The organism is Microbacterium sp. Root553, from assembly GCF_001426995.1.
In the GTDB taxonomy this organism is placed as follows: domain Bacteria; phylum Actinomycetota; class Actinomycetes; order Actinomycetales; family Microbacteriaceae; genus Microbacterium.
This window is the reverse complement of sequence record NZ_LMFY01000003.1, coordinates 1-19,785: the sequence shown is the minus strand read 5'-3', so window position 1 is coordinate 19,785 and position 19,785 is coordinate 1. Positions and strand designations below refer to the sequence as shown.

Below are 19,785 nucleotides of genomic sequence, written 5' to 3'. Positions count from 1 at the left end.
CACTGTCACAGCGACATGATCCCGCTTCACAGCGGGGTGACGTAGGCGTTGGTGATGCCGCCGTCGACGACGAAGGCGCTGGCGGTGATGAACGAGGAGTCGTCCGAGGCGAGGAAGGCCACGGCCGCCGCGAGCTCGGACGGCTCCGCAAAGCGTCCCATCGGCACATGCACGAGGCGTCGCTGCGCGCGCTCGGGGTCCTTCGCGAACAGCTCCTGCAGCAGCGGGGTGTTCACGGGCCCGGGGCACAGGGCGTTCACGCGCACTCCCTGACGGGCGAACTGCACGCCGAGCTCGCGCGACATCGCGAGCACGCCGCCCTTCGACGCCGTGTAGCTGATCTGCGAGGTGGCCGATCCGAGCAGGGCGACGAACGAGGCCGTGTTGATGATCGACCCTCGGCCCGCAGGCACCATGTGGCGGAGTGCCGCCCGGCTGCAGAGGTACACGCTCTTGAGGTTGACGTCCTGCACCCGGTCCCAGGCCGGCAGCTCGGTCGTCTCGATCGAGTCGTCTTCCGCCGGCGAGATCCCCGCGTTGTTGAACGCGATGTCGATGCGGCCGAACTCGGCGGCCACGCCGTCGAACAGCGTGTTCACCTTCTCCTCGTCGGCGACGTCGACCGGGCGGAACACGCCGCCCACGTCTGCTGCGGCCGCTTCTCCCGTGGCGGGATCGACGTCGGCGATGACGACGAACGCCCCCTCGGCTGCGAAGCGCTGGGCGGTGGCGAAGCCGATCCCGCTCGCCCCTCCCGTGATGATGGCGACGCGGTCCTTGAGTCGCTGGGTCAGATCGATGCTCATGTGTTTCTCCGATGCAGGGTGGGGATGCGGAAATCTGTGTGCGTGATCAGTCGTCGGTCGCGAAGAAGACGTTCTTGGTCTCGGTGAAGTGCTCGGCGGCGTCCGGTCCGAGCTCTCGCCCGAGGCCCGAGGCCTTCATGCCGCCGAACGGCGTCGCGTACCGCACCGAGGAGTGCGAGTTGACCGAGAGCACGCCGCTCTGCACCGCGCGAGACACCCGCACCCCGCGGCCCAGGTTCTCGGTCCAGAGTGAGCCCGCGAGACCGTAGACGGTGTCGTTGGCGAGCCGGATCGCGTCGGCCTCGTCGTCGAACGGCATCACGGCGACCACGGGCCCGAAGACCTCCTGCTGGGCGATCCGGTCGTCCGGATCGGCGAGCACCACGGCCGGGGCGAACCAGAAGCCGTCGCCCTCGGGTGCGCTGCCGCGGAAGGCGATGTCCGCGCCGTCGAGGAATCCCGCCACAGTGTCGCGATGCGCGGCCGAGATGAGCGGCCCCATGTCGGTGTCGCTGCTCGACGGGTCGCCGACCCGCCAGGCGGCGACCGCCGGTTCGAGCAGCTCGAGGAACCGGTCGTACACCGAACGCTGCACGAGCAGCCGGCTGCGGGCACAGCAGTCCTGGCCCGCGTTGTCGAACACCGAACCCGGCACGGCCGCAGCCGCCCTCTCGAGGTCGGCGTCGTCGAACACGATGTTCGCGCTCTTGCCACCGAGCTCGAGAGTCACCGGCTTGAGCGCCCGCGCGCACCCGGCGGCGACCTCGATGCCGACCTCGGTCGACCCGGTGAACACGACCTTGCGGACATGGGGGTGCTCGACGAGCCGCTGTCCGACGACCGACCCCGAACCGGTGACGACCTCGAACAGCCCCTCGGGCAGGCCCGCTTCGAGGGCGAGCTCTCCGAGCCGGATCGCGGTCAGCGGCGTGAGCTCTGCGGGCTTGAGCACCACGGCGTTGCCCGCGGCGAGCGCGGGCGCGAACGCCCACGCGGCGATCGTCATGGGGAAGTTCCACGGAACGATGACCCCGACCACGCCGTACGGGTCGTGGAAGGTGACGTCGAGCCCGCCGGCCACCGGGATCTGCCGCCCCGAGAGACGCTCGGGGTCGGCGGAATAGTAGTTGAGCACCTGGGCGACGTGACCCGCCTCCCAGCGCGCGGAGCCGATCGGGTGCCCGGAGTTCAGCACCTCGAGCTGTGCGAGCTCCTCGGCTGCCCCCTCGACCGTGCGCGCGAACGCTCGCAGCGCGTCGGCGCGGGCGACCGGGGCGAGCGCCGCCCACCGGCGCTGCGCCGCGACGGCTCGGGCGATGGCGGCATCCGTCTGGCCGATGTCGGCGCGCGCGACGTCGCGGATCGCCGTTCCGGTCGAGGGGTTGATGACTGTGAACGCGCTCATCGGGCGTCCTCCTTCCGCCGTGCGGCGAACGCACGGGCCTGTGAGACGAGATCGGTGAAGAGACGTCGGTCCTCGGCGTTCTCCTCCGGGTGCCATTGGACGCCGACGATGTGTCCGGCCGACGTGTCGACGAACGCCTGCACGAGTCCGTCGTCGGAGTGCGCGGCCGCCACGAGCCCGTCGCCGAGACGGTCCACTCCCTGGTGGTGGTAGCTGTGCACGCGCATCTCGGTCTCGCCGATGATCTCTGCGAATGGCGTCTCGTTCGAGACCCTCACGTCGTTCTCGGCGAAGACGCCGCCGCCGATGCGGTACTTCTCGGTACCGAGCGATTCGGGCAGGTGCTGCTGGAGACTGCCGCCTCGCGCGACGTTCACGAGCTGCAGGCCGCGGCAGATCGCCAGCACCGGGATGCCCCGCCGCTCCGCGGCGCGGAACAGCGCGAGCTCCCACGCGTCGCGGTCGACGCGGGCGGGGTCGGTGAGCGGATGCCGGTCCTCCCCGTACAGCTCGGGGGCGACGTCCGCTCCGCCGGAGAGCACGAGACCGTCCATGCCGGAGATCGCCGCGTCCGCGGCATCCGGATCCTGCGGAGGGAGGAGAAGAGCGATGCCACCGGAGGAGGTCACGCTCGTGAGGTACTGCTCGGGGAGGAACGCCGCCCGCACATCCCACACCCCCTGCTGCGCCCTCTCCAGATAGGTGGTGACGCCGATCAGCGGCCCGGGGTCAGAGGCGCTCGAAGCCACGGATGCGCTCCCAGTCGGTGACGGCCGCGTCGTAGGCCTCGACCTCGATGCGCGCCTGGTTCAGGTAGTGCTCGACGACATCGTCGCCGAACGCCTGCCGTGCGATCGTCGACTCGCTGAACAGCCTCGCGGCTTCGCGTAACGTCGTGGGCAGGTGGTCGACCGCATCCTCGTAGGCGTTGCCGGTGAACCGCTCCGGCAGGGGCAGCTCATTCTCGATGCCGTGCAGCCCGCCTGCGATGATCGCCGAGATGGCGAGGTAGGGGTTCACGTCTCCGCCCGGCACGCGGTTCTCGACCCGGAGTCCCGAGCCGGAGCCGACCACGCGCAGCGCGCAGGTGCGGTTGTCGATGCCCCATGCCACGCCCGTCGGGGCGAAGCTGCCCTTGGCGAAACGCTTGTAGGAGTTGATGTTCGGGGCGAACAACAGCGTGAACTCGCGGAGCGTGGCCAGGATGCCGGCGATCCAGTGCTCCATGACCGGGCTGAACCCGTGCTCGCCGTCGCCGGCCATGACCGGGGCACCCGACTCGTCGCGCAGCGACAGATGGATGTGGCAGCTGTTGCCTTCGCGCTCGTTGAACTTCGCCATGAAGGTGAGCGCCTTGCCGTGCTGCTCGGCGATCTCCTTCGCACCGTTCTTGTAGATCGCGTGCTGGTCGGCGGTCTCGCGCACCTCCGCGTAGCGGAACGCGATCTCCTGCTGCCCGAAGTTGCACTCGCCCTTGACCCCCTCGCAGTACAGCCCCGCCCCGTCCATGCTGTTGCGGATGTCACGCAGCAGGGGCTCCATGCGCGTGGAGGCGAGCAGGTTGTAGTCGACGTTGTAGTCGGTCGCGGGAGTCAGCCCCTCGTACCTGCGCGCCCAGGCCTCGCGATAGGTGTCGTCGAAGACGATGAACTCCAGCTCGGTGCCCGCGTACGCCGTCCAGCCGCGCTCGGCGAGGCGGTCGCGCTGGCGGTCGAGGATCGCACGGGGAGAAGGGCCGACCGGCTCGCCGTTCTGCCAGACCAGGTCGGCCATGACCAGCGCCGTGCCGGCCAGCCAAGGGATGTCGCGCATCGTCTCGACGTCGGGCTTGAGGACCATGTCGCCGTACCCGCGGTCCCAGCCCGACATCGCGTAGCCGTCGACCGTGTTCATGTCGACATCGACCGAGAGCAGGTAGTCGCAGGCCTCCGCACCGTGCGACAGGATGTCGTCCTGGAACAGCCGCGCCGACACCCGCTTGCCGACCAGTCGCCCCTGGGCGTCAGCGAAGGCCACGATCACCGTGTCGATCTCGCCGGCGGCGATGCCGGCATCCAGCTGTTCGATGCTCAGGTTGCCCGACATCTGACGCTCCGTTCTCGTGCGGTGAAGCGGTCGGCCGACCGGCTTCGCCCTCAGAGTAGATCAACTCTCGGTCTAAAGGTAGACGAAACCACCATTGACTGTCACAATCGTCCGCAAGGTGCACCCGGCGCCTGCATGCATGCGAACGGAGAGCGGATGTCTGAGCACAGCAGTGAATCTCGCAAGGTTGCCGGAGCGACCTATACACGGGCCGGGAGCGACTATTTCGAGAAGCGCACCCTGAAGCGCTCCGCCGGCGTCTGGGGGCTGTGGGGACTCGCCGTCGCCGCCGTGATCTCGGGAGACTTCTCCGGGTGGAACTTCGGCATCGACTTCGCGGGCTTCGGCGGGATGCTCATCGCCTTCGCCATCCTCGTCGCGATGTACTACGGAATGATCTTCGCGATCGGCGAGATGGCGGCGGCGATGCCGCACACCGGCGGCGCCTACTCGTTCGCCCGCTCGGCCATGGGCCCCTGGGGCGGCCTCGTCACCGGTGCGGCCGAGACCATCGAGTACGTCGCCACCACGGCGGTGATCGTCTACTTCTCGGCGTCGTATGCGAACGGCATCACCAGCGAGCTGCTGGGACTCGAACTCCCCGGCTGGGTCTGGTACCTCATTCTCTACGTGGTCTTCATCGCGCTGAACTCCGCGGGCGCCGCGATCTCTTTCCGGTTCGCGATCGTCGTCTCGGTGATCTCGATCGGCATCATCCTCGTCTTCTCCGCCATGGCCCTGTTCTCGGGGGCGTTCTCGTGGGATGCCCTGTGGGACATCGTCCCCGACGAGGGCCAGACCGCGTTCCTCCCGCACGGCGTCCTGCCGATCCTGTTCGCGCTGCCGTTCGCGATGTGGTTCTTCCTCGGCATCGAGGAGCTGCCGCTCGCCGCGGAGGAGTCGCACAACCCCACCCGGGACATCCCGAAGGCGGGATTCTGGGCCCGCGGCACCCTCATCGTCACCGGACTGCTGGTGCTGTTCCTCAACACCGGAGTGATCGGCGCCGAGGCGACCGGAACGGCGGGCGAACCCCTGCTCGACGGCTTCCGCGCGATCGTGGGCGATCAGCTCGCCGCCGTGCTCGCGCTCTTCGCGCTGATCGGCCTGCTGGCATCGCTGCAGGGCATCATGTTCGCCTACGGGCGCAACATGTACTCGCTCTCCCGGGCCGGGTACTACCCGCGCTTCCTCTCGCTCACCGGTAAGCGCCAGACCCCGTGGGTCGCGCTCACCGTCGGCGCAGCGATCGGCTTCGTCGCCCTGATCGTGCTCGACGTGCTCACCGCTGTCGACTCGGAGGGTGCCGGAACGGTGGCCGGTGCGATCGTGCTGAACATCGCCGTGTGGGGCGCGGTCGTCGCCTACGGACTCCAGCTGGTGTCGTTCATCATCCTGCGCAAGAAGTTCCCGAACGTCGATCGCCCGTATGTCAGCCCGTGGGGCATCCCGGGTGCCGTGATCGCCCTCGTGATCGCCGCGCTGATCTTCGTCGGATTCCTGCTCAACCCGACCTTCGGCCCCGCGATCATCGCGATCGCGATCGTCTACGCGATCATCCTGCTCGGATTCGGACTGTTCTTCCGGCACCGCCTGGTGCTCTCGCCGGAAGAGGAGTACGCCCTGTCGGGCGGGTCGCACGGCGACCCGCAGTCCGAGGGCTACGACGCCATGGAGGGCGAGGTGTTCGACGGCCGCACGTGAGCGGGGCCGGGGAGGCCGCTACCTGCGGTCGAAGTCGAACGCCTTGAGCAGTTCGTCGACCGCCTTGTCGCGCTCCTCCCCGCCCTCCTCGAACATGTGCGTGACGTGCGTGCGCAGGTGATTCTCGAGCAGCAGTCGATTCAGGGATTCGAGGGACCGCTGGATCGCGCGGGACTGCGTGATGATGTCCATGCAGTACTCCTCGCTCTCGATCATCCGCGCGACTCCGCGCATCTGCCCCTCGAGGATGCTGGTGCGATGCAGCGCGCGCTTCTTGATGTCTTCGATCACGCTTCGAGGGTACTCGGCCCCGACCGTCGTCAGCCCGAGAACGGATTGACGACGGCGAGGCCGGGGATGGCGAAGTCCTTCTCATTGCGGGTGACGAGCGTCAGCCCGTGGTGCAGAGCTGTGGCGGCGATGAGCGCGTCTGCCCACGGACGACGATCCGGCACGTTGAGAGCGGCGCACGTACGCGCGATCTCCGGCGAGACGGGAAGGATGCGGGAGCCGAGCCCGAGGCGGAGCGTGTCCAGCCACCGTCGCAGAGCGAGCGCCTGACGCGGATCGCGACGCTGAAGTGCGAGGACGCCGAGCTCCAGCTCGTAGTCCGTGATCGCGCTCATATGGATCGACTCCGGTACACCGCTCTCCATCCAGGAGCGCGCGGCGGCGCCGAGGCCTGTTGCGCGCCTCGCCTCGGAGAACGTGTTCGTGTCGATCAGGTACATCGGTCAGAACTCGATCGGAGGACGACCGAGGTCCTTCTTCCTGTCGGCGACGACCTCGTCGATGATGCGATCGAACTCGCCGTCGTCGCCTGCGAGGTCTTCCGCCGACATCGCGAGGAATTCGAGAATCGACCGGGGCCGGGCCGGGGCGAGCCGGTCGTATTCGTCGATCGAGAGCAGCACGTACGCGGGCTCGCCGCGCTTCGTGATCATCACGGGCTGATCATCGGCGACGCGCTGCGCCCGCGCCACGGACTGGTTGAACTCACGAGCGGTCATGGTGAACACGATGCACCTCGATTCGGAATGTAGTGATGGTACTACACAGCGCCCGAGGTCCGGCACGACGGAGCGCGGATTCCGAGAGCCCGGGCTCTCGCCACTGCCCGCGTGAAAGGATGACGTCATGCCGCGCACACCGAGGGCTCTCCTCTCTCCCGCCGATCAGGAACGCCTGCGTGCCCTGCGCCGCATGAAGGCCGTGGCCCTCGGCGCGCTGATCTTCATGGCGGTCGTGTTCGTGATCGCGTTCGCGCTGCAGGAGCGGCAGCCGTGGCTGGGCTATGTGCGGGCCGCTGCGGAGGGCGGAATGGTCGGTGCCCTCGCCGACTGGTTCGCCGTGACCGCGCTGTTCCGCCGTCCGCTCGGCTTGCCCATCCCGCACACCGCGATCATCCCCAGCCGCAAGGACGAGATCGGACGCACGCTCGGCGAGTTCGTCGAGACCAACTTCCTCGAAGGCAGCGTGGTGCGCACCAAGCTCGCCAGCACCGAGATCGCGAAACGCGGAGGCGAGTGGCTGCGCGACCCCGCCCACGCCGAGCGGGTGGCGGCCGAGGGCGCGACCATCGCGACGGCCGTGCTCAACGCGCTCAGCGACGACGACGTGCGCGACCTCATCACCGACCTCGCCCGCGAGCACCTCGTCTCGCCCGAGTGGGGTCCGCCGGCCGGCACCTGGCTCGAGAAGATCGTCGAGGCCGACGCCCACCACGGTGCCGTCGACCTCGCCGCCGACAGCATCGCCCGGTGGCTGGACGCCAACGCAGAGTCGTTCTCGGGACTCATCTCCCGTCGGGTGCCCGGCTGGGTGCCGAAGCTCGCGCATCGATTCGTCGACGACACCGCCTACAACGAGGCGGTCAAGTTCGTCCGCGCGGTGCAGGCCGACCCGACGCATCCGGCGCGCATCGCCGTCGACGGGTACCTCGCGCGCCTCGCCGACAGCCTCCAGAACGACCCGGCGACGCGCGAGAAGCTCGAGAACGCGAAGTCGTCGCTGTTCGACAGTCCCCGAGTCGGCGCCCTCGCCGCCGAGGCCTGGAACACCGCGAAGAACGGACTGCTCACCGCTCTCGCCGACCCCGAGAGCGGGCTGCGCGTGCGTGCGGCGCAGGCTCTGCAGGAGGTCGGCGACAGGCTGACGACGGATGCCGCGCTGCAGCACCGTGTCGACACCTGGGTGTCGGACGCCGCGGTGTTCCTCGTCGACCGCTACCGCCACGACATCGCGTCGATCATCACCGACACCGTCGAGCGCTGGGACCCGGTAGAGACCACCGAGAAGATCGAGCTCATGGTCGGCCGCGACCTGCAGTACATCCGCCTGAACGGCACCTTCGTCGGCGCCCTCGCGGGCCTCGCGATCTTCGCGATCGCCCATCTGCTGATCCCCGGGGTCTGAGTCGTGCACATCGTCGTGTCGGGCACTCATGCGAGCGGCAAGAGCACGCTGGTCTCCGACTTCCGCGCCGCGCATACGACCTCGAACGCGCCGGTGATGCGCCGCCGATCGTGACGCTCACGGGGACCCCGGGCGAAAGACTCGCAGAGCTGAACAGGGCTGCCGACCTCTGAGACCGGGCCCGAACACGAGGATCCCAGCGCCACGCGCATCAGGTGCAGTTGCTAGGGTCCTCACCTATGGCCGCCGCTGTCGCATCCCCCCGTCCAGATCGACGACGAGCGAGTCGGGGTACTCGGCAGCAAGTCGTCGCAGGACTCGCTGTGCTGGCCAGCGGCATCATCGCCTTCGTCCTCGCGGGCTCCGCCGTGGATCTCGTGCGGGACCAGTTGCACCACAACTGCGGGATGCAGCCCCCGGGCTCTGAGGGAGCGGGGACCTGGACCTGCAGCGACGGGATCGGGTACCTCGGCATCGCAGGCATCCTCGCCATCGGGTGGCTCACTGTCGTGCTCTCCGGTTGCCTCATCGCTCTGCTCGTCCGCCCCTCTCGACAGGCGCGTCCGGCGCTCGTGATTCTCGCAGCCGTTTCCGCCGCGTGGGTGCTCGGGCTGACCTGGTACGGGTCGGCGACGAATGTTCAGGATCAGTACGCACCCATGACGGGCGCCGAGTACTGGCTGGAGGCGCTCGGCCCTGCAGCGCTCGTCAGCGTGCTCGGCGTCGCCTTGGGCCTGTTGAGCCTTGTGCCGACGGAACCGCTCTCGTGGATTCTGGGGATCGTGGCGACGATTCTGCTGATCGTCGCGGCCGTTCTGCAGCCAGGGCTGAGCCTCAACATCATCCCGGCTGTGGGGCTGCTCGCCGCGTCGACCATCCGCGCGAGCGCAGTCGAGACCACCGCGGGCCCGGGGTTGCGTCGGCCTCGACGGCCTGGAACGCCGCGTGGGAGAACCGGCAGATGATCGCGCTCTTCCGTGCGGCCGCGCTGATCGCTCTGCTGGCACTCGGGATCGCAACCGCCATCGGCCTCGGACTCCGGCCTCGACCGGCCCCCGAGTACTGGGCGAGCCTCGTCGCGTGGAGCGTTCAACTCCTCGCCGCGATGGCAGCGGTGTTCTGGGTGGGATTCCTCGGGATCTCGACCCCGGCTTGCGCGCCGAACTGCGATTGGGACCTCCTCGGCTACAACTTCCAAGGTTTCATGATCGCCGCCGGGATCATCCAGCTCGCGAGCATGGCGCTCATCATCCTGCTGCGCCGCCGCCCGAAGGTCTGGGTGGTGCCGCTGGCTGCGACGGGGCTCATCATCGTTCTCGCCGTGGTCTCGTCGATCATCGCGTACAAGGCCATGCTGTTCTTCTGAGCCGCGCCGAGCGTCGTGGACGCTCCGCGACTGAGAGGCCCTCAGCGCGCGGCGAGGCCCGCGAGCATCTCGAGCACGCAGAGCGCGGCGAGCCTGACCGTACGCATGTCATCGGTGTCGGCGGTCGCGTCGACCTCGGCGATGTCAGCGCTCGCGACGCGCGCATCCGCGACGATCGAGCGGACGAGGGCGCGCAGCTCCCACGCCGCGAAGCCCCCGGGCACGCTCGCGGGGCACCCCGGTGCCGCGGCGCGGTCGGCCGCGTCGACGTCGACATCGAGATGGATGCGGGCGTCCGCGCCGCTTCCTGCGATGCTCGTCGCTTCGGCGACCACATCGTCGATGCCCCGGCGCCTGACCTCGTCGAGCGTGATCACGCGGATGCCCCACTCGGCGGCTCGTGCGGCGTAGGCCGCGGAGTTCGCGAAGTCCGCGATCCCGATCTGGACGATCCTCGTCGGGTCGATCCGCTCGCCCTCCGGGGCGTCCTCCACCAGGCGCCGCACCGGCGACCCGTTCGACACCCCGTCGCGCAGGTCGAAATGGGCATCGATCGTGATCAACCCGGTGGCCCGTGCGCCCCGTGCGACCGGATAGGTCAGAGCGTTGTCGCCGCCGAGAGCGATCACGAGACGGGCGGACTCCGCGAGTTCGTGCACGCGCGCGACGCTCGCAGCGATCCCCGCGTCGCCGTCCGGCTCGACGACATCACCGGCGTCGAGCACGCGCAGCGCCCCAGCGAGGTCGACGACGGGCGGCCCCATGAGCGTGGCGCTGTACCGGGTCAGCGCGTCACGGATCGCCGCGGGGGTCGCGTGCGCGCCGGTCGGCGAGAGCGAGGTGCGCCAGGTGGGAACGCCGACGAGCACGGCATCCGCGCAGGCACCGACCGAGAAGGCCGGCCAGGATCCGGCACGCGGCCACAGGTCATCGTGCGAGAGAGCCATGGATATCCGTTCCTCGTGCGATTCCGGATGCCGCGTAGACCGCAGCACCGTCCTTCCACACCCGATCGACCAGCGGGACGCCAGGTCGGTATGCCAGGTGGATGCGTGTGGGCGCGCCCAGCAGCACGAGGTCTGCCCGTGCGCCCGGCGTGATCGCGCCGACGTCGTCGCGACGCAAGGCCCGCGCTCCTCCGGCTGTCGCCGCCCACACCGCCTCGGCAGGTGTCATGCCCATGTCGCGTACTGCAATCGCGATGCAGAACGGCATCGACGAGGTGAAGCTCGAGCCCGGGTTCGTGTCGCACGCGAGGGCCACGGTGACACCCGCATCGATCAGTCGACGCCCATTCGGGTACGGCTGGCGCGTCGAGAACTCGACCCCGGGCAGCAGCGTGAGCACGGTGTCGGAGGCGGCGAGCGCGGCGATGTCGTCGTCGGTCAGGTAGGTGCCGTGATCGATCGACGCCGCACCGAGCTCGACGGCGAGGCGCACGCCGTCGCCCGGGCCGAGCTGGCTGGCGTGCACTCGTGGCATGAGGCCCTTCGCGATGCCCGCCTCGAGCACGCGCCGCGACTGCACGACCGAGAACGCGCCGGTCTCGCAGAACACGTCGATCCACCTCGAGTGCGGCGCGCAGGCGTCGAGCATCGGCCCCGTCACCAGATCGACGTACTCGTCGGCGCGGTCGGCGTACTCCGCGGGCACCACGTGAGCTCCGAGAAAAGTGACCTCGGGGGTGACCTCGGCGGCGAGCCGGACGAGACGCTCCTCGTCCGCGACGCTCAGCCCGTAGCCGCTCTTGACCTCGATTGTCGTCGTGCCCTGCGCGAGAAGCTCGTCGACGAAGCCGCGCAGACGGGCGCGGAGCTCGTCGTCGCTCGCCGCTCTCGTCGCGGCGACCGTGGAGCGGATGCCGCCCGCGGCATACCTCTGCCCGGCCATCCGCGCCTCGAACTCGGCGGCCCGATCGCCCCCGAACACGAGGTGGCTGTGACTGTCGACGAAGCCGGGGATGACCGCGCGGCCGCCGGCGTCGACGATCTCGTCGGCCCCGGGTGCAGCATCCGCCGATCCGACCCAGGCGATCCGTCCGCCGTCGATCAGCACGGCCGCATCGAGACGCGTGCCGACGCGGTCGCCGTCCGGCGAGCCGACGTTGGTCGTCAGCTCGCCGATGTTCGTGATCAGCGAGGTGCTCACAGCATCGGCACGTTCAGCCCGCGCTCACGGGCGACATCACGTGCGTGCTCGTAGCCGGCGTCGACGTGCCGCATGACACCGGTTCCCGGGTCGTTGGTCAGCACCCGCTCCAGCTTCTCCGCGGCGAGCGCGGACCCGTCGGCCACCGACACCTGGCCGGCGTGGATCGAGCGTCCGATCCCCACACCGCCGCCGTGGTGCAGCGACACCCACGAGGCCCCGGATGCCGTGTTGAGCAGTGCGTTCAGCAGCGGCCAGTCGGCGATCGCATCGGACCCGTCCTTCATGGACTCGGTCTCACGGTACGGCGAGGCGACGGATCCGGAGTCGAGATGATCGCGCCCGATCACGATGGGCGCCGAGAGCTCCCCCGAGGCGACCATCTCGTTGAACTTGAGTCCGGCGAGGTGGCGCTCCTTGTAGCCGAGCCAGCAGATCCGTGCGGGCAGGCCCTCGAAATGCACCTTCTCGCCCGCCTTCTCCAGCCACCGATGCAGCGCCGTGTCGTCGGGGAAGAGCTCGGCGATGGCACGGTCGGTCTTGTAGATGTCCTCGGGGTCGCCCGAGAGCGCCGCCCAGCGGAAGGGCCCGCGCCCCTCCTCGAACTGCGGACGGATGTAGGCCGGCACGAAACCGGGGAAGTCGAACGCGCGGTCGAACCCGCCGAGCTGCGCCTCGGCGCGGATCGAGTTGCCGTAGTCGAACACCGCGGCCCCCGCATCCTGGAACGCGACCATCGCCGCGACGTGCTGGGCCATCGACTGGCGCGAGCGGCGGGTGAACTCCTCCGCGTCCCGCTCGGCCTCAGCCTTCCAGTCCGCGACCGAGGTGCCCACCGGCAGGTAGGCGAGCGGGTCGTGCGCGCTCGTCTGGTCGGTGACGATGTCGATCGGCACCCCGCGATGCAGCAGCTCGGGGAAGACCTCGGCCGCGTTGCCCACGACACCCACGGAGAGCGCCTCCCCGGCGTCCTTCGCGGCGACGACCCGAGCCACCGCGGCGTCGAGATCCGTCGTGTACTCGTCGAGGTAGCCGTGCTCCACACGCCGCGCGAGGCGGGACTCGTCGACATCGACGATGAGGACGACGCCGTCGTTGAGGGTGACGGCGAGCGGCTGCGCACCGCCCATGCCTCCGGCGCCCCCGGTCAGGGTCAACGTGCCCTTCAGCGAGTCACGGCCGAGGGAACGGGCGACCGCCGAGAAGGTCTCGTAGGTCCCCTGCAGGATCCCCTGGGTGCCGATGTAGATCCACGATCCCGCGGTCATCTGGCCGTACATGATGAGACCGAGCTCTTCGAGCTTGCGGAACTCGGGCCACGTCGCCCAGTCCCCGACGAGATTGGAGTTCGCGATGAGAACCCGGGGCGCCCACTCGTGCGTGCGGAAGACGGCGACGGGCTTGCCGGACTGCACGAGCAGGGTCTCATCCGGCTCCAGCTCGTCGAGCGTGCGCACGATCGCGTCGTACGCCTCCCAGCTGCGCGCGGCCTTGCCCGTCCCGCCGTATACGACGAGCTCATCGGGATGCTCGGCGACCTCGGGGTCGAGGTTGTTCATGAGCATGCGCTTGGCGGCTTCCGCACCCCAGCTCTTGGCGGTGCGCTGGTTGCCGCGCGCGGCGCGGACGTTCCTGTGGGTCGTGGTCATTTCGCGTGCTCCTTCGCGATGCGGGCGACGGCGCCGGACTGCACGAGCGCGGTCACGGCCTCCATGTCGGGTGAGAGGTATCGATCGGGGCCGGGCCCTGCGGCGACCGTGCGCACGAGGTCGCGGACGGCGCCGGTCGCCGGTCCCGCCTGCAGCGGCGCACGGAGGTCGAGAGCGCGCGCTCCGGTGAGGATCTCGATCGCCAGCACGCGACCCAGTCCGTCGACGGCACGGCGCAGCTTGCGGGCGGCCGCCCATCCCATCGAGACGTGATCCTCCTGCATCGCCGACGACGGGATGGAGTCGACGGATGCCGGGACGGCGAGGCGCTTGAGCTCGGAGACGATGCCGGCCGCCGCGTACTGCGCGATCATCAGACCGGAGTCCACGCCGACCTCATCGGCGAGGAACGGCGGCAGACCGTGATTGCGGGCGGGATCGAGAGCGCGATCCGTTCGTCGCTCCGAGACCGAGGCGACGTCGGCGACGGAGATCGCGAGGAAGTCGAGGACGGCCGCCACGGGTGCACCGTGGAAGTTGCCGTTCGACTCGATGCGACCGTCGAGGGTGATCACGGGATTGTCGATCACGCTCCACAGCTCGCGGTCGGCGATCATCGAGGCGTAGCCCACCGTGTCGCGGGCGGTGCCGTGCACCTGCGGTGAGCAGCGCAGCGAGTAGGCGTCCTGCACGCGTCCGTCCTCCGGGCCCTTGTGGCTGTGCACGAGGGGCGAGTCGCCGAGGAACGACCGCAGGTTCTCGGCCGATTCCGCCTGACCCCGCTGCGGGCGCAGCGCCATGAGGTCGGCCGCGAAGACCGCATCCGTGCCCAGCTGCGACTCCACCGACATCGCCGCCGCCATGTCGGCGGTCAGCAGCAGCGTCTCGAGATCGTGGAGCGCGAGCACCAGCATCCCGAGCATGCCGTCGGTGCCGTTGATGAGCGCCAGCCCTTCCTTCTCGACGAGCGTGAGAGGAGTGATCCCGGCGGCGGCGAGCGCATCGGCCGCGGGGACGAGCGCTCCCGCCGCGTCCCGCACCTCTCCCTCCCCCATCGTGGCGAGCGCGATGTGGGCGAGCGGGGCGAGATCGCCCGAGCATCCGAGCGACCCGTACTCGCGCACGACGGGGGTGATCCCCTCGTTGAGGAGCGCCGCGTAGGTCTCGACGACCACCGGTCGCACGCCGGTGCGCCCGGAGGCCAGCGTCTGCAGGCGCAGCAGCTGCAGGCCGCGGACGACCTCGCGCTCCACGTCGGCACCTGTGCCCGCGGCGTGCGAGCGGATCAGGCTCGCCTGCAGCTGCAGTCGCCGGTCGGGAGCGATGAACGTGGTCGCGAGCGCCCCGAAACCGGTCGAGACGCCGTAATGCGGATGCGGATCGGCGGCCAACGCGTCGATCACACCACGCGTCTCGGCCACCCGATCGAGGGCGGCGGGGCTGAGCGCGACGGGCGCGCCGTGCCGGGCGACCGAGACGACGTCGGCGCGGCTGAGGGGCGCATCGCCGACGAGGATCGCATCGCCGTCTCGTGCAGGGGTCAATTCACTCATATCTCGATTCCACACCGGCGACGGTGCATGCGATACCCGATCATGACATCCTTTGTCTGTGATCCCAGACAACTCGGATGCCGCCCGCCAGGTGCCGGCGGCGGACAACACCCTGCGCATCCTGCGCCATCTGGCCGGACGTCCTGCCCCTGTCGCCGCCTCGGCGATCGCCCGCGAACTCGCCCTCCCCCGGTCGACCGTCTACCACCTGCTCACCACCCTGGCCGCGCACGGCTTCGTCCTGCACCTGAGAGAGGAGAGGCGCTGGAGTCTCGGCACCTCTGCGTTCGAGCTCGCGGGCGGCTATGCCCGCCAGCAGCCGCTCGCCCGCCTGGGTCGCCCGCTCATCGCCGCCCTCTCGGACCGCCTCGGCGAGAGCGCGCACCTCGCGGTCATGAGCGGCGGCGACGTCCTCTACATCGTCGAAGAGAGGGCGCCGCGTCGTCAGGCCCTGATCACCGACGTGGGCGTGCGTCTTCCCGCGCACCTCACGGCGTCGGGCCGCGCCATGCTCGCCGCCCTCCCCCGCGAGCAGGTGCGTGCGCTGTACCCGAGCGCCTCCGCGTTCCCCGATCGCACGGGCCTCGGGCCGCGCACGCCGAGCGCCCTCCGGGAACTGCTGCGCACCGTGCGCGCACGCGGATATGCGACGGAGGACAGCGAGGTCGCCGACGGCCTCCGCAGCGTCGGGGCTGTCGTGAGCGATCGCACGGGATGGCCCCTCGCGGCCGTCGCGGTCACCTGGGCAGGCGGCGATCTCGATGAGGGCGTGCTGGCCGCAGCGGTGCGTGACACGGCTTCCGCTCTCGAAGCGCGCATGGCGCGGTGAGCACACGGGCAGCGAGTGTCGCGCAGAGCCTCTCCGTGTCGCAGAGCCTCTCTGCGTCGCAGAGCCTCTCCGTGTCGCAGAGTTGCGACATCGGCGCGACACGGCCGCGACATCCGCTGACTACTCTCGAAGCATGACCTCGACACCCCGCGCTCCGCACCGCATCCGCCGTGGCCTCGCCCTCGGTCTCGCGCTCGGAAGTGCGGCCGCTCTGATCCTGTCCGGATGCGCTGCGGAGCCCTCCGGCACTCCGGCGCCGTCGACGGCCGCGCCCGCCGCATCCACGCCGGCGCCCACGAGCACCGGCCCGTCCGCGCTCACCGTCTCGGGGTACGACGTGGGGCAGTTCCCGCCGATCCCCCTGTTCGTGCTCCCCGATCTGTCGCTGCTCGACTCCTCGGCGTCGGCCTTCACGATCGAGGTCAACGCGGCTCTCGTCGGCATCCCGGGAGTCGTCGCGACGCCGGCCCACTGCGATGCCGACGGCACCGTGATCTCGGGCAACGGCACCGCGTATCTGTACGGCGACGGCTCCGGGGCCTTCACGGGACCCGACGGCTCCGTACAGAACTTCGGCGACGGGTCGGGCACCTCCACGATCAACGGCGTGACGATCCAGAACTTCGGCGACGGCGCGGGTACCTACACCGACGGCACCGTCACGATCCAGAACTTCGGCGACGGCGCAGGAAACTACACGGATGCATCGAAGACCGTGCAGATCTTCGGCGACGGCTCGGGGAACTACACCGACGGCGAGACCACCATCCAGAACTTCGGCGACGGATCCGGGAACTACACCGACGGCGAGACCACCATCCAGAACTTCGGCGACGGATCCGGGAACTACACCGACGGCGACATCACCATCCAGAACTTCGGCGACGGCACGGCGCGGGTGGGCGGCCAGCTGCTCGATGCCGAACCGCTGCCGCCGGTACCGGAACTCGGGGTGTTCCCGCCCCTCGGCGCCCTCGCCCCGCTCGAGTCGTGCGGCACGACGCTGACCTTCGAAGACGGCGTCCTGTTCGACTTCGACCGCAGCGAGATCCGTCCGGACGCCGCAGCGACGCTCGATGCGGTGGCCCGCGTGTTCACGACTCTCGATGTGTCCGAGGCGCACGTCAGTGGCCACACCGACGCGATCGGCACGGACGCCGAGAATCAGACGCTCTCCGAAGCTCGTGCCGAGTCGGTCGTCGACGGGCTCGAGGGGCGCGGTGTGACGACGTCGCTCAGCGCCGAGGGCTTCGGCGAGACGCGGCCCGTCGCTGCGAACGAGATCGACGGCGTCGACAACCCGGCCGGACGTCAGCTCAACCGTCGGGTGGAGATCTTCATCCCCGCAGCGTTCTGACCCGCCGACATTCTGTTCCGCAGAACATCATGAACGCCGTCGGGCACGAGAGGATATGTGCATGCGCCGCACCACTGCGACCTCCGCCCCGCTGACGGCATTGCTGCTCGTCGTGGTTCTGAGCGGATGCTCTGTCGACATCGTCGACCCGACGCAGCCGTCCGCCTCATCCGCGACGGCCTCATCGCCGTCGGAGGCCGGTTCCCCGTCGGACGACGCCCCGTCGCCCGACTCGTCTCCGGACCCGTCGCCGGACCCCGAGCCGTCCGCCGGCTCGCGCCCCTCCGCCGACGCGGGACTGAGCGCCGCGGGGCAGGCCGAACGAGCGCGATTGAGCGACGCGGCCACGACGACGATGCCGTGCCCGACCGATCCCCTGACGTCCGACGGCGCGGTGATCCGGGTGGAGGGGCCGTGTGCCGACCTCGTGATCGAGATCGACGCGGGCGTGGTGATCGCCGACGACGTGGGAGCGGTGACGCTCTCCGGCAGCGGCACGGTGGTGTACGTCCGCGAGGTGGACGCGATCACCGTGACGGGCAGCGCGAGCTCGATCTTCTGGGAAGGCGCGACCCCCACCGTCGACGACCGCGGTTCCGCGAACACACTGAAGAAGGGCTGACCGGTGGACATCGCCGAGCGCCCCCGGATCCTCCTCGTCGACGATGACGCGGCCATCACCGACGCCCTCGCCGCGTTCCTCGATCGCAGCGGCTTCGACGTGCGCGTCGCCCAGGACGGAAGGATCGGCCTCCTCGAGGTGGCGCGCGACGTTCCCGATCTCGTCGTCTGCGATGTGCTGATGCCGCACGTCGACGGCAGGGAGTTCGTGCGCCAGATCAGAGCGCGACAGCTGTGGTTGCCGATCATCCTGCTCACCCAGGTCGGCGAGTCCTGGGAGCGCAGCGCGGCACTCGACGAGGGTGCCGATGACTATCTCAACAAGCCCTTCGATCCTCACGAGCTCATCTCGCGCATCAGAGCGGTGCTGCGACGGACCGCCCAGGGCGCAGGGTCGCTGCGGGCAGCGGCCCGATTGCAGGCGGGCACTCTGACGCTCGACCGCACGGCGCGCCGCGTCTGGCGCGGAGCCGACGAGGTCTCGCTGACGCCGAAGGCGTTCATGCTTCTGGAGTACCTGATGCTGCATCCGCAGGAGGTCCATTCCCGGGAGCGGCTGCTGTCGACGCTGTGGGGCTTCGAGTTCGCGACGTCGAGCCGCGCGGTGGATCACCGCATCGCGGAACTGCGTCGAGCACTGGGCGACAATCATGCCGAGACACGCCTCATCGAGACGGCGCAGAGCATGGGGTACCAGTTCGCCGCGAGAGTGAGCGCAGTATGACGCGGGCGCCCGACGTCGCCCTCGGGATTCTCACGGCGGTGCCGATCGTCGCGTGCGCGGCCGTGGCCGGCAGCATGCTCCTCGCCGGCGACCCGAGGATCCTGGCGATCGACCTCGCGCTCCCGGCCGGTGTGGCCATCGGCGGGGCCATGGTCTCGGCAGTGCCGCTGTCCCTGCTGCTGGCACGCCGCGGCCGAGCGCGCAGGAACGCCCGGCTCGAGGAATCGCGCGCCACCTCCGCACAGGCCGCCGCATCTCAGGCGCGCGCCGAGCACCGTCGGTTCCTTGCGCGGCTCGACCATGAGCTGAAGAACCCGCTCACCGCGATCCGCGCGACCGCTGTCGCCGCGCAGGACGGCGACGACCGGGACGCGTGGCGCACGGTGGACCTGCAGGCGACGAAGCTCAGCACCCTCGTGCGCGATCTGCGCAAGCTCGCAGAGCTCGAGAGCAGGCCGCTCGAGACCGAGACGGTCGTGCTCGAAGATGTGCTGAACGAGGCCATCGAGGCACTCGTCGACCAGCAGCCTGCGGCGCGAGGTCGGGTGACGCTGTCGGTGACCCGCGTCCCGTGGGCCGTGCCTCCGCTCGCCCTCGACCTCGACCTCGTGTCGCTGGCGGTCGACAACGTGCTGACCAACGCAGCGAAGTACTCGGCCTCGGGGCCCATCGAGGTGCGCCTGCGCGAGCACGAGGGGTGGGCTCTCATCGAGGTGGCGGATGCCGGCCGGGGAATCCCCGCGGCCGAGCTCCCCCTCGTCTTCGACGAGCTGGCGCGCGCACAGAACGCGCGTGATGTGAGCGGTTCCGGCATCGGACTCTCACTGGTGACGACCGTGATGCGGCTTCATGGCGGGGACGTCTCCATCCGCTCCGCCGAGGGTGCGGGCAGCCTGGTGACGTTGCGACTCCCGCTGCAGCCCACGCACTGAGCGCAGTGCCCGGTGCGCGAACACGGTAGACCGCTACCGATGCGCGCACGTTAACGCAGAAAAGCCACCCAACATTGGGTGGCTTTTCTGTATAAAAGAAGTCCGGCGGTGTCCTACTCTCCCACAGGGTCCCCCCTGCAGTACCATCGGCGCTGTGAGGCTTAGCTTCCGGGTTCGGAATGTAACCGGGC

Annotated in this window: 20 protein-coding genes and 1 rRNA gene; 9 read left to right on the top strand and 12 right to left on the bottom strand. The window is 69.7% G+C overall.

The genetic code is table 11. The features are described from left to right. Positions 1–26: 26 nt before the first annotated feature. From ASD43_RS15755 to ASD43_RS15740, 4 genes are read right to left on the bottom strand one after another with little or no spacing between them, the layout of a single operon-like run. Complete coding sequence (locus ASD43_RS15755; RefSeq protein ID WP_056420640.1) at positions 27–806, bottom strand: 3-oxoacyl-ACP reductase; 780 nt, start codon at positions 804–806, stop codon at positions 27–29. A gap of 46 nt (positions 807–852) precedes the next feature. Next, complete coding sequence (locus ASD43_RS15750; protein ID WP_056420637.1) at positions 853–2,211, bottom strand: aldehyde dehydrogenase family protein; 1,359 nt, start codon at positions 2,209–2,211, stop codon at positions 853–855. Beyond that, positions 2,208–2,960, bottom strand: a complete 753-nt coding sequence (locus tag ASD43_RS15745) for a gamma-glutamyl-gamma-aminobutyrate hydrolase family protein (protein ID WP_056420634.1) — start codon at positions 2,958–2,960, stop codon at positions 2,208–2,210. The genes ASD43_RS15750 and ASD43_RS15745 overlap by 4 nt, the downstream gene beginning before the upstream one ends. Further along, the gene (locus tag ASD43_RS15740; protein WP_056420625.1) at positions 2,941–4,296 is read right to left on the bottom strand and encodes a glutamine synthetase family protein; all 1,356 of its coding nucleotides are present in this window, start codon (positions 4,294–4,296) and stop codon (positions 2,941–2,943) included. Before ASD43_RS15740 ends, ASD43_RS15745 begins: the two co-directional genes overlap by 20 nt. Before the next feature lie 156 nt (positions 4,297–4,452). On the opposite strand from ASD43_RS15740, the gene ASD43_RS15735 reads away from it, so the two are divergent. After that, positions 4,453–6,000, top strand: coding sequence for an amino acid permease (locus ASD43_RS15735; protein WP_056420615.1), 1,548 nt, complete (start codon positions 4,453–4,455; stop codon positions 5,998–6,000). 18 nt (positions 6,001–6,018) lie between these two features. Here ASD43_RS15735 and ASD43_RS15730 read toward each other — a convergent pair whose 3' ends face one another. From ASD43_RS15730 to ASD43_RS15720, 3 genes are read right to left on the bottom strand one after another with little or no spacing between them, the layout of a single operon-like run. After that, a complete protein-coding gene (locus ASD43_RS15730; RefSeq protein ID WP_056420612.1) occupies positions 6,019–6,291 on the bottom strand; it encodes a metal-sensitive transcriptional regulator in 273 nt (90 codons plus the stop codon). Between the two features lie 29 nt (positions 6,292–6,320). After that, complete coding sequence (locus ASD43_RS15725) at positions 6,321–6,731, bottom strand: type II toxin-antitoxin system VapC family toxin (RefSeq protein ID WP_056420609.1); 411 nt, start codon at positions 6,729–6,731, stop codon at positions 6,321–6,323. A gap of 3 nt (positions 6,732–6,734) precedes the next feature. Continuing rightward, on the bottom strand, positions 6,735–7,010 hold the full coding sequence (locus tag ASD43_RS15720; protein WP_056421150.1) for a type II toxin-antitoxin system prevent-host-death family antitoxin: 276 nt from the start codon (positions 7,008–7,010) through the stop codon (positions 6,735–6,737). Positions 7,011–7,137: 127 nt separating this feature from the next. Between ASD43_RS15720 and ASD43_RS15715 the strand changes: the two genes are divergently transcribed. The 3 genes from ASD43_RS15715 (at position 7,138) to ASD43_RS15705 (ending at position 9,781) form a co-directional block, all read left to right on the top strand. Beyond that, positions 7,138–8,415 (top strand): DUF445 domain-containing protein, encoded by a 1,278-nt coding sequence (locus ASD43_RS15715; protein ID WP_056420606.1) that lies wholly within the window; start codon positions 7,138–7,140, stop codon positions 8,413–8,415. A gap of 323 nt (positions 8,416–8,738) precedes the next feature. Beyond that, the gene (locus ASD43_RS15710; RefSeq protein ID WP_056420603.1) at positions 8,739–9,380 is read left to right on the top strand and encodes a hypothetical protein; all 642 of its coding nucleotides are present in this window, start codon (positions 8,739–8,741) and stop codon (positions 9,378–9,380) included. After that, positions 9,377–9,781, top strand: coding sequence for a hypothetical protein (locus tag ASD43_RS15705; RefSeq protein ID WP_056420602.1), 405 nt, complete (start codon positions 9,377–9,379; stop codon positions 9,779–9,781). Before ASD43_RS15710 ends, ASD43_RS15705 begins: the two co-directional genes overlap by 4 nt. 41 nt (positions 9,782–9,822) lie before the next feature. On the opposite strand, the gene ASD43_RS15700 is transcribed toward ASD43_RS15705, so the two are convergent. From ASD43_RS15700 to hutH, 4 genes are read right to left on the bottom strand one after another with little or no spacing between them, the layout of a single operon-like run. Beyond that, positions 9,823–10,728, bottom strand: a complete 906-nt coding sequence (locus tag ASD43_RS15700; RefSeq protein WP_056420599.1) for an arginase family protein — start codon at positions 10,726–10,728, stop codon at positions 9,823–9,825. Further along, positions 10,709–11,929: an imidazolonepropionase gene (gene hutI, locus ASD43_RS15695; RefSeq protein WP_056420588.1), complete on the bottom strand. Its 1,221-nt coding sequence runs from the start codon at positions 11,927–11,929 to the stop codon at positions 10,709–10,711. Before hutI ends, ASD43_RS15700 begins: the two co-directional genes overlap by 20 nt. Then, positions 11,926–13,578, bottom strand: coding sequence for a urocanate hydratase (gene hutU / locus ASD43_RS15690; protein ID WP_056420585.1), 1,653 nt, complete (start codon positions 13,576–13,578; stop codon positions 11,926–11,928). Before hutU ends, hutI begins: the two co-directional genes overlap by 4 nt. Next, complete coding sequence (hutH, locus tag ASD43_RS15685) at positions 13,575–15,131, bottom strand: histidine ammonia-lyase (protein ID WP_056420582.1); 1,557 nt, start codon at positions 15,129–15,131, stop codon at positions 13,575–13,577. Before hutH ends, hutU begins: the two co-directional genes overlap by 4 nt. A 58-nt stretch (positions 15,132–15,189) precedes the next feature. On the opposite strand from hutH, the gene ASD43_RS15680 reads away from it, so the two are divergent. The 5 genes from ASD43_RS15680 to ASD43_RS15660 all read left to right on the top strand — a co-directional run bounded on the left by ASD43_RS15680 (position 15,190) and on the right by ASD43_RS15660 (position 19,594). Then, entirely contained in the window at positions 15,190–15,960 is a 771-nt protein-coding gene (locus tag ASD43_RS15680; protein ID WP_442922237.1) for an IclR family transcriptional regulator, read from the top strand. Positions 15,961–16,093: 133 nt separating this feature from the next. Continuing rightward, positions 16,094–17,317, top strand: a complete 1,224-nt coding sequence (locus ASD43_RS17570) for an OmpA family protein (RefSeq protein ID WP_056420577.1) — start codon at positions 16,094–16,096, stop codon at positions 17,315–17,317. A 61-nt stretch (positions 17,318–17,378) separates the two neighbouring features. Next, positions 17,379–17,939: a DUF3060 domain-containing protein gene (locus tag ASD43_RS15670; RefSeq protein ID WP_056420574.1), complete on the top strand. Its 561-nt coding sequence runs from the start codon at positions 17,379–17,381 to the stop codon at positions 17,937–17,939. 9 nt (positions 17,940–17,948) lie between these two features. Next, complete coding sequence (locus tag ASD43_RS15665) at positions 17,949–18,662, top strand: response regulator transcription factor (protein ID WP_056421141.1); 714 nt, start codon at positions 17,949–17,951, stop codon at positions 18,660–18,662. Continuing rightward, a complete protein-coding gene (locus ASD43_RS15660; RefSeq protein ID WP_056420571.1) occupies positions 18,659–19,594 on the top strand; it encodes a sensor histidine kinase in 936 nt (311 codons plus the stop codon). The genes ASD43_RS15665 and ASD43_RS15660 overlap by 4 nt, the downstream gene beginning before the upstream one ends. 100 nt (positions 19,595–19,694) lie before the next feature. Here the strand turns inward: ASD43_RS15660 and rrf are convergent. Beyond that, a 5S ribosomal RNA gene (rrf, locus tag ASD43_RS15655) occupies positions 19,695–19,785 on the bottom strand; the annotation flags it as partial.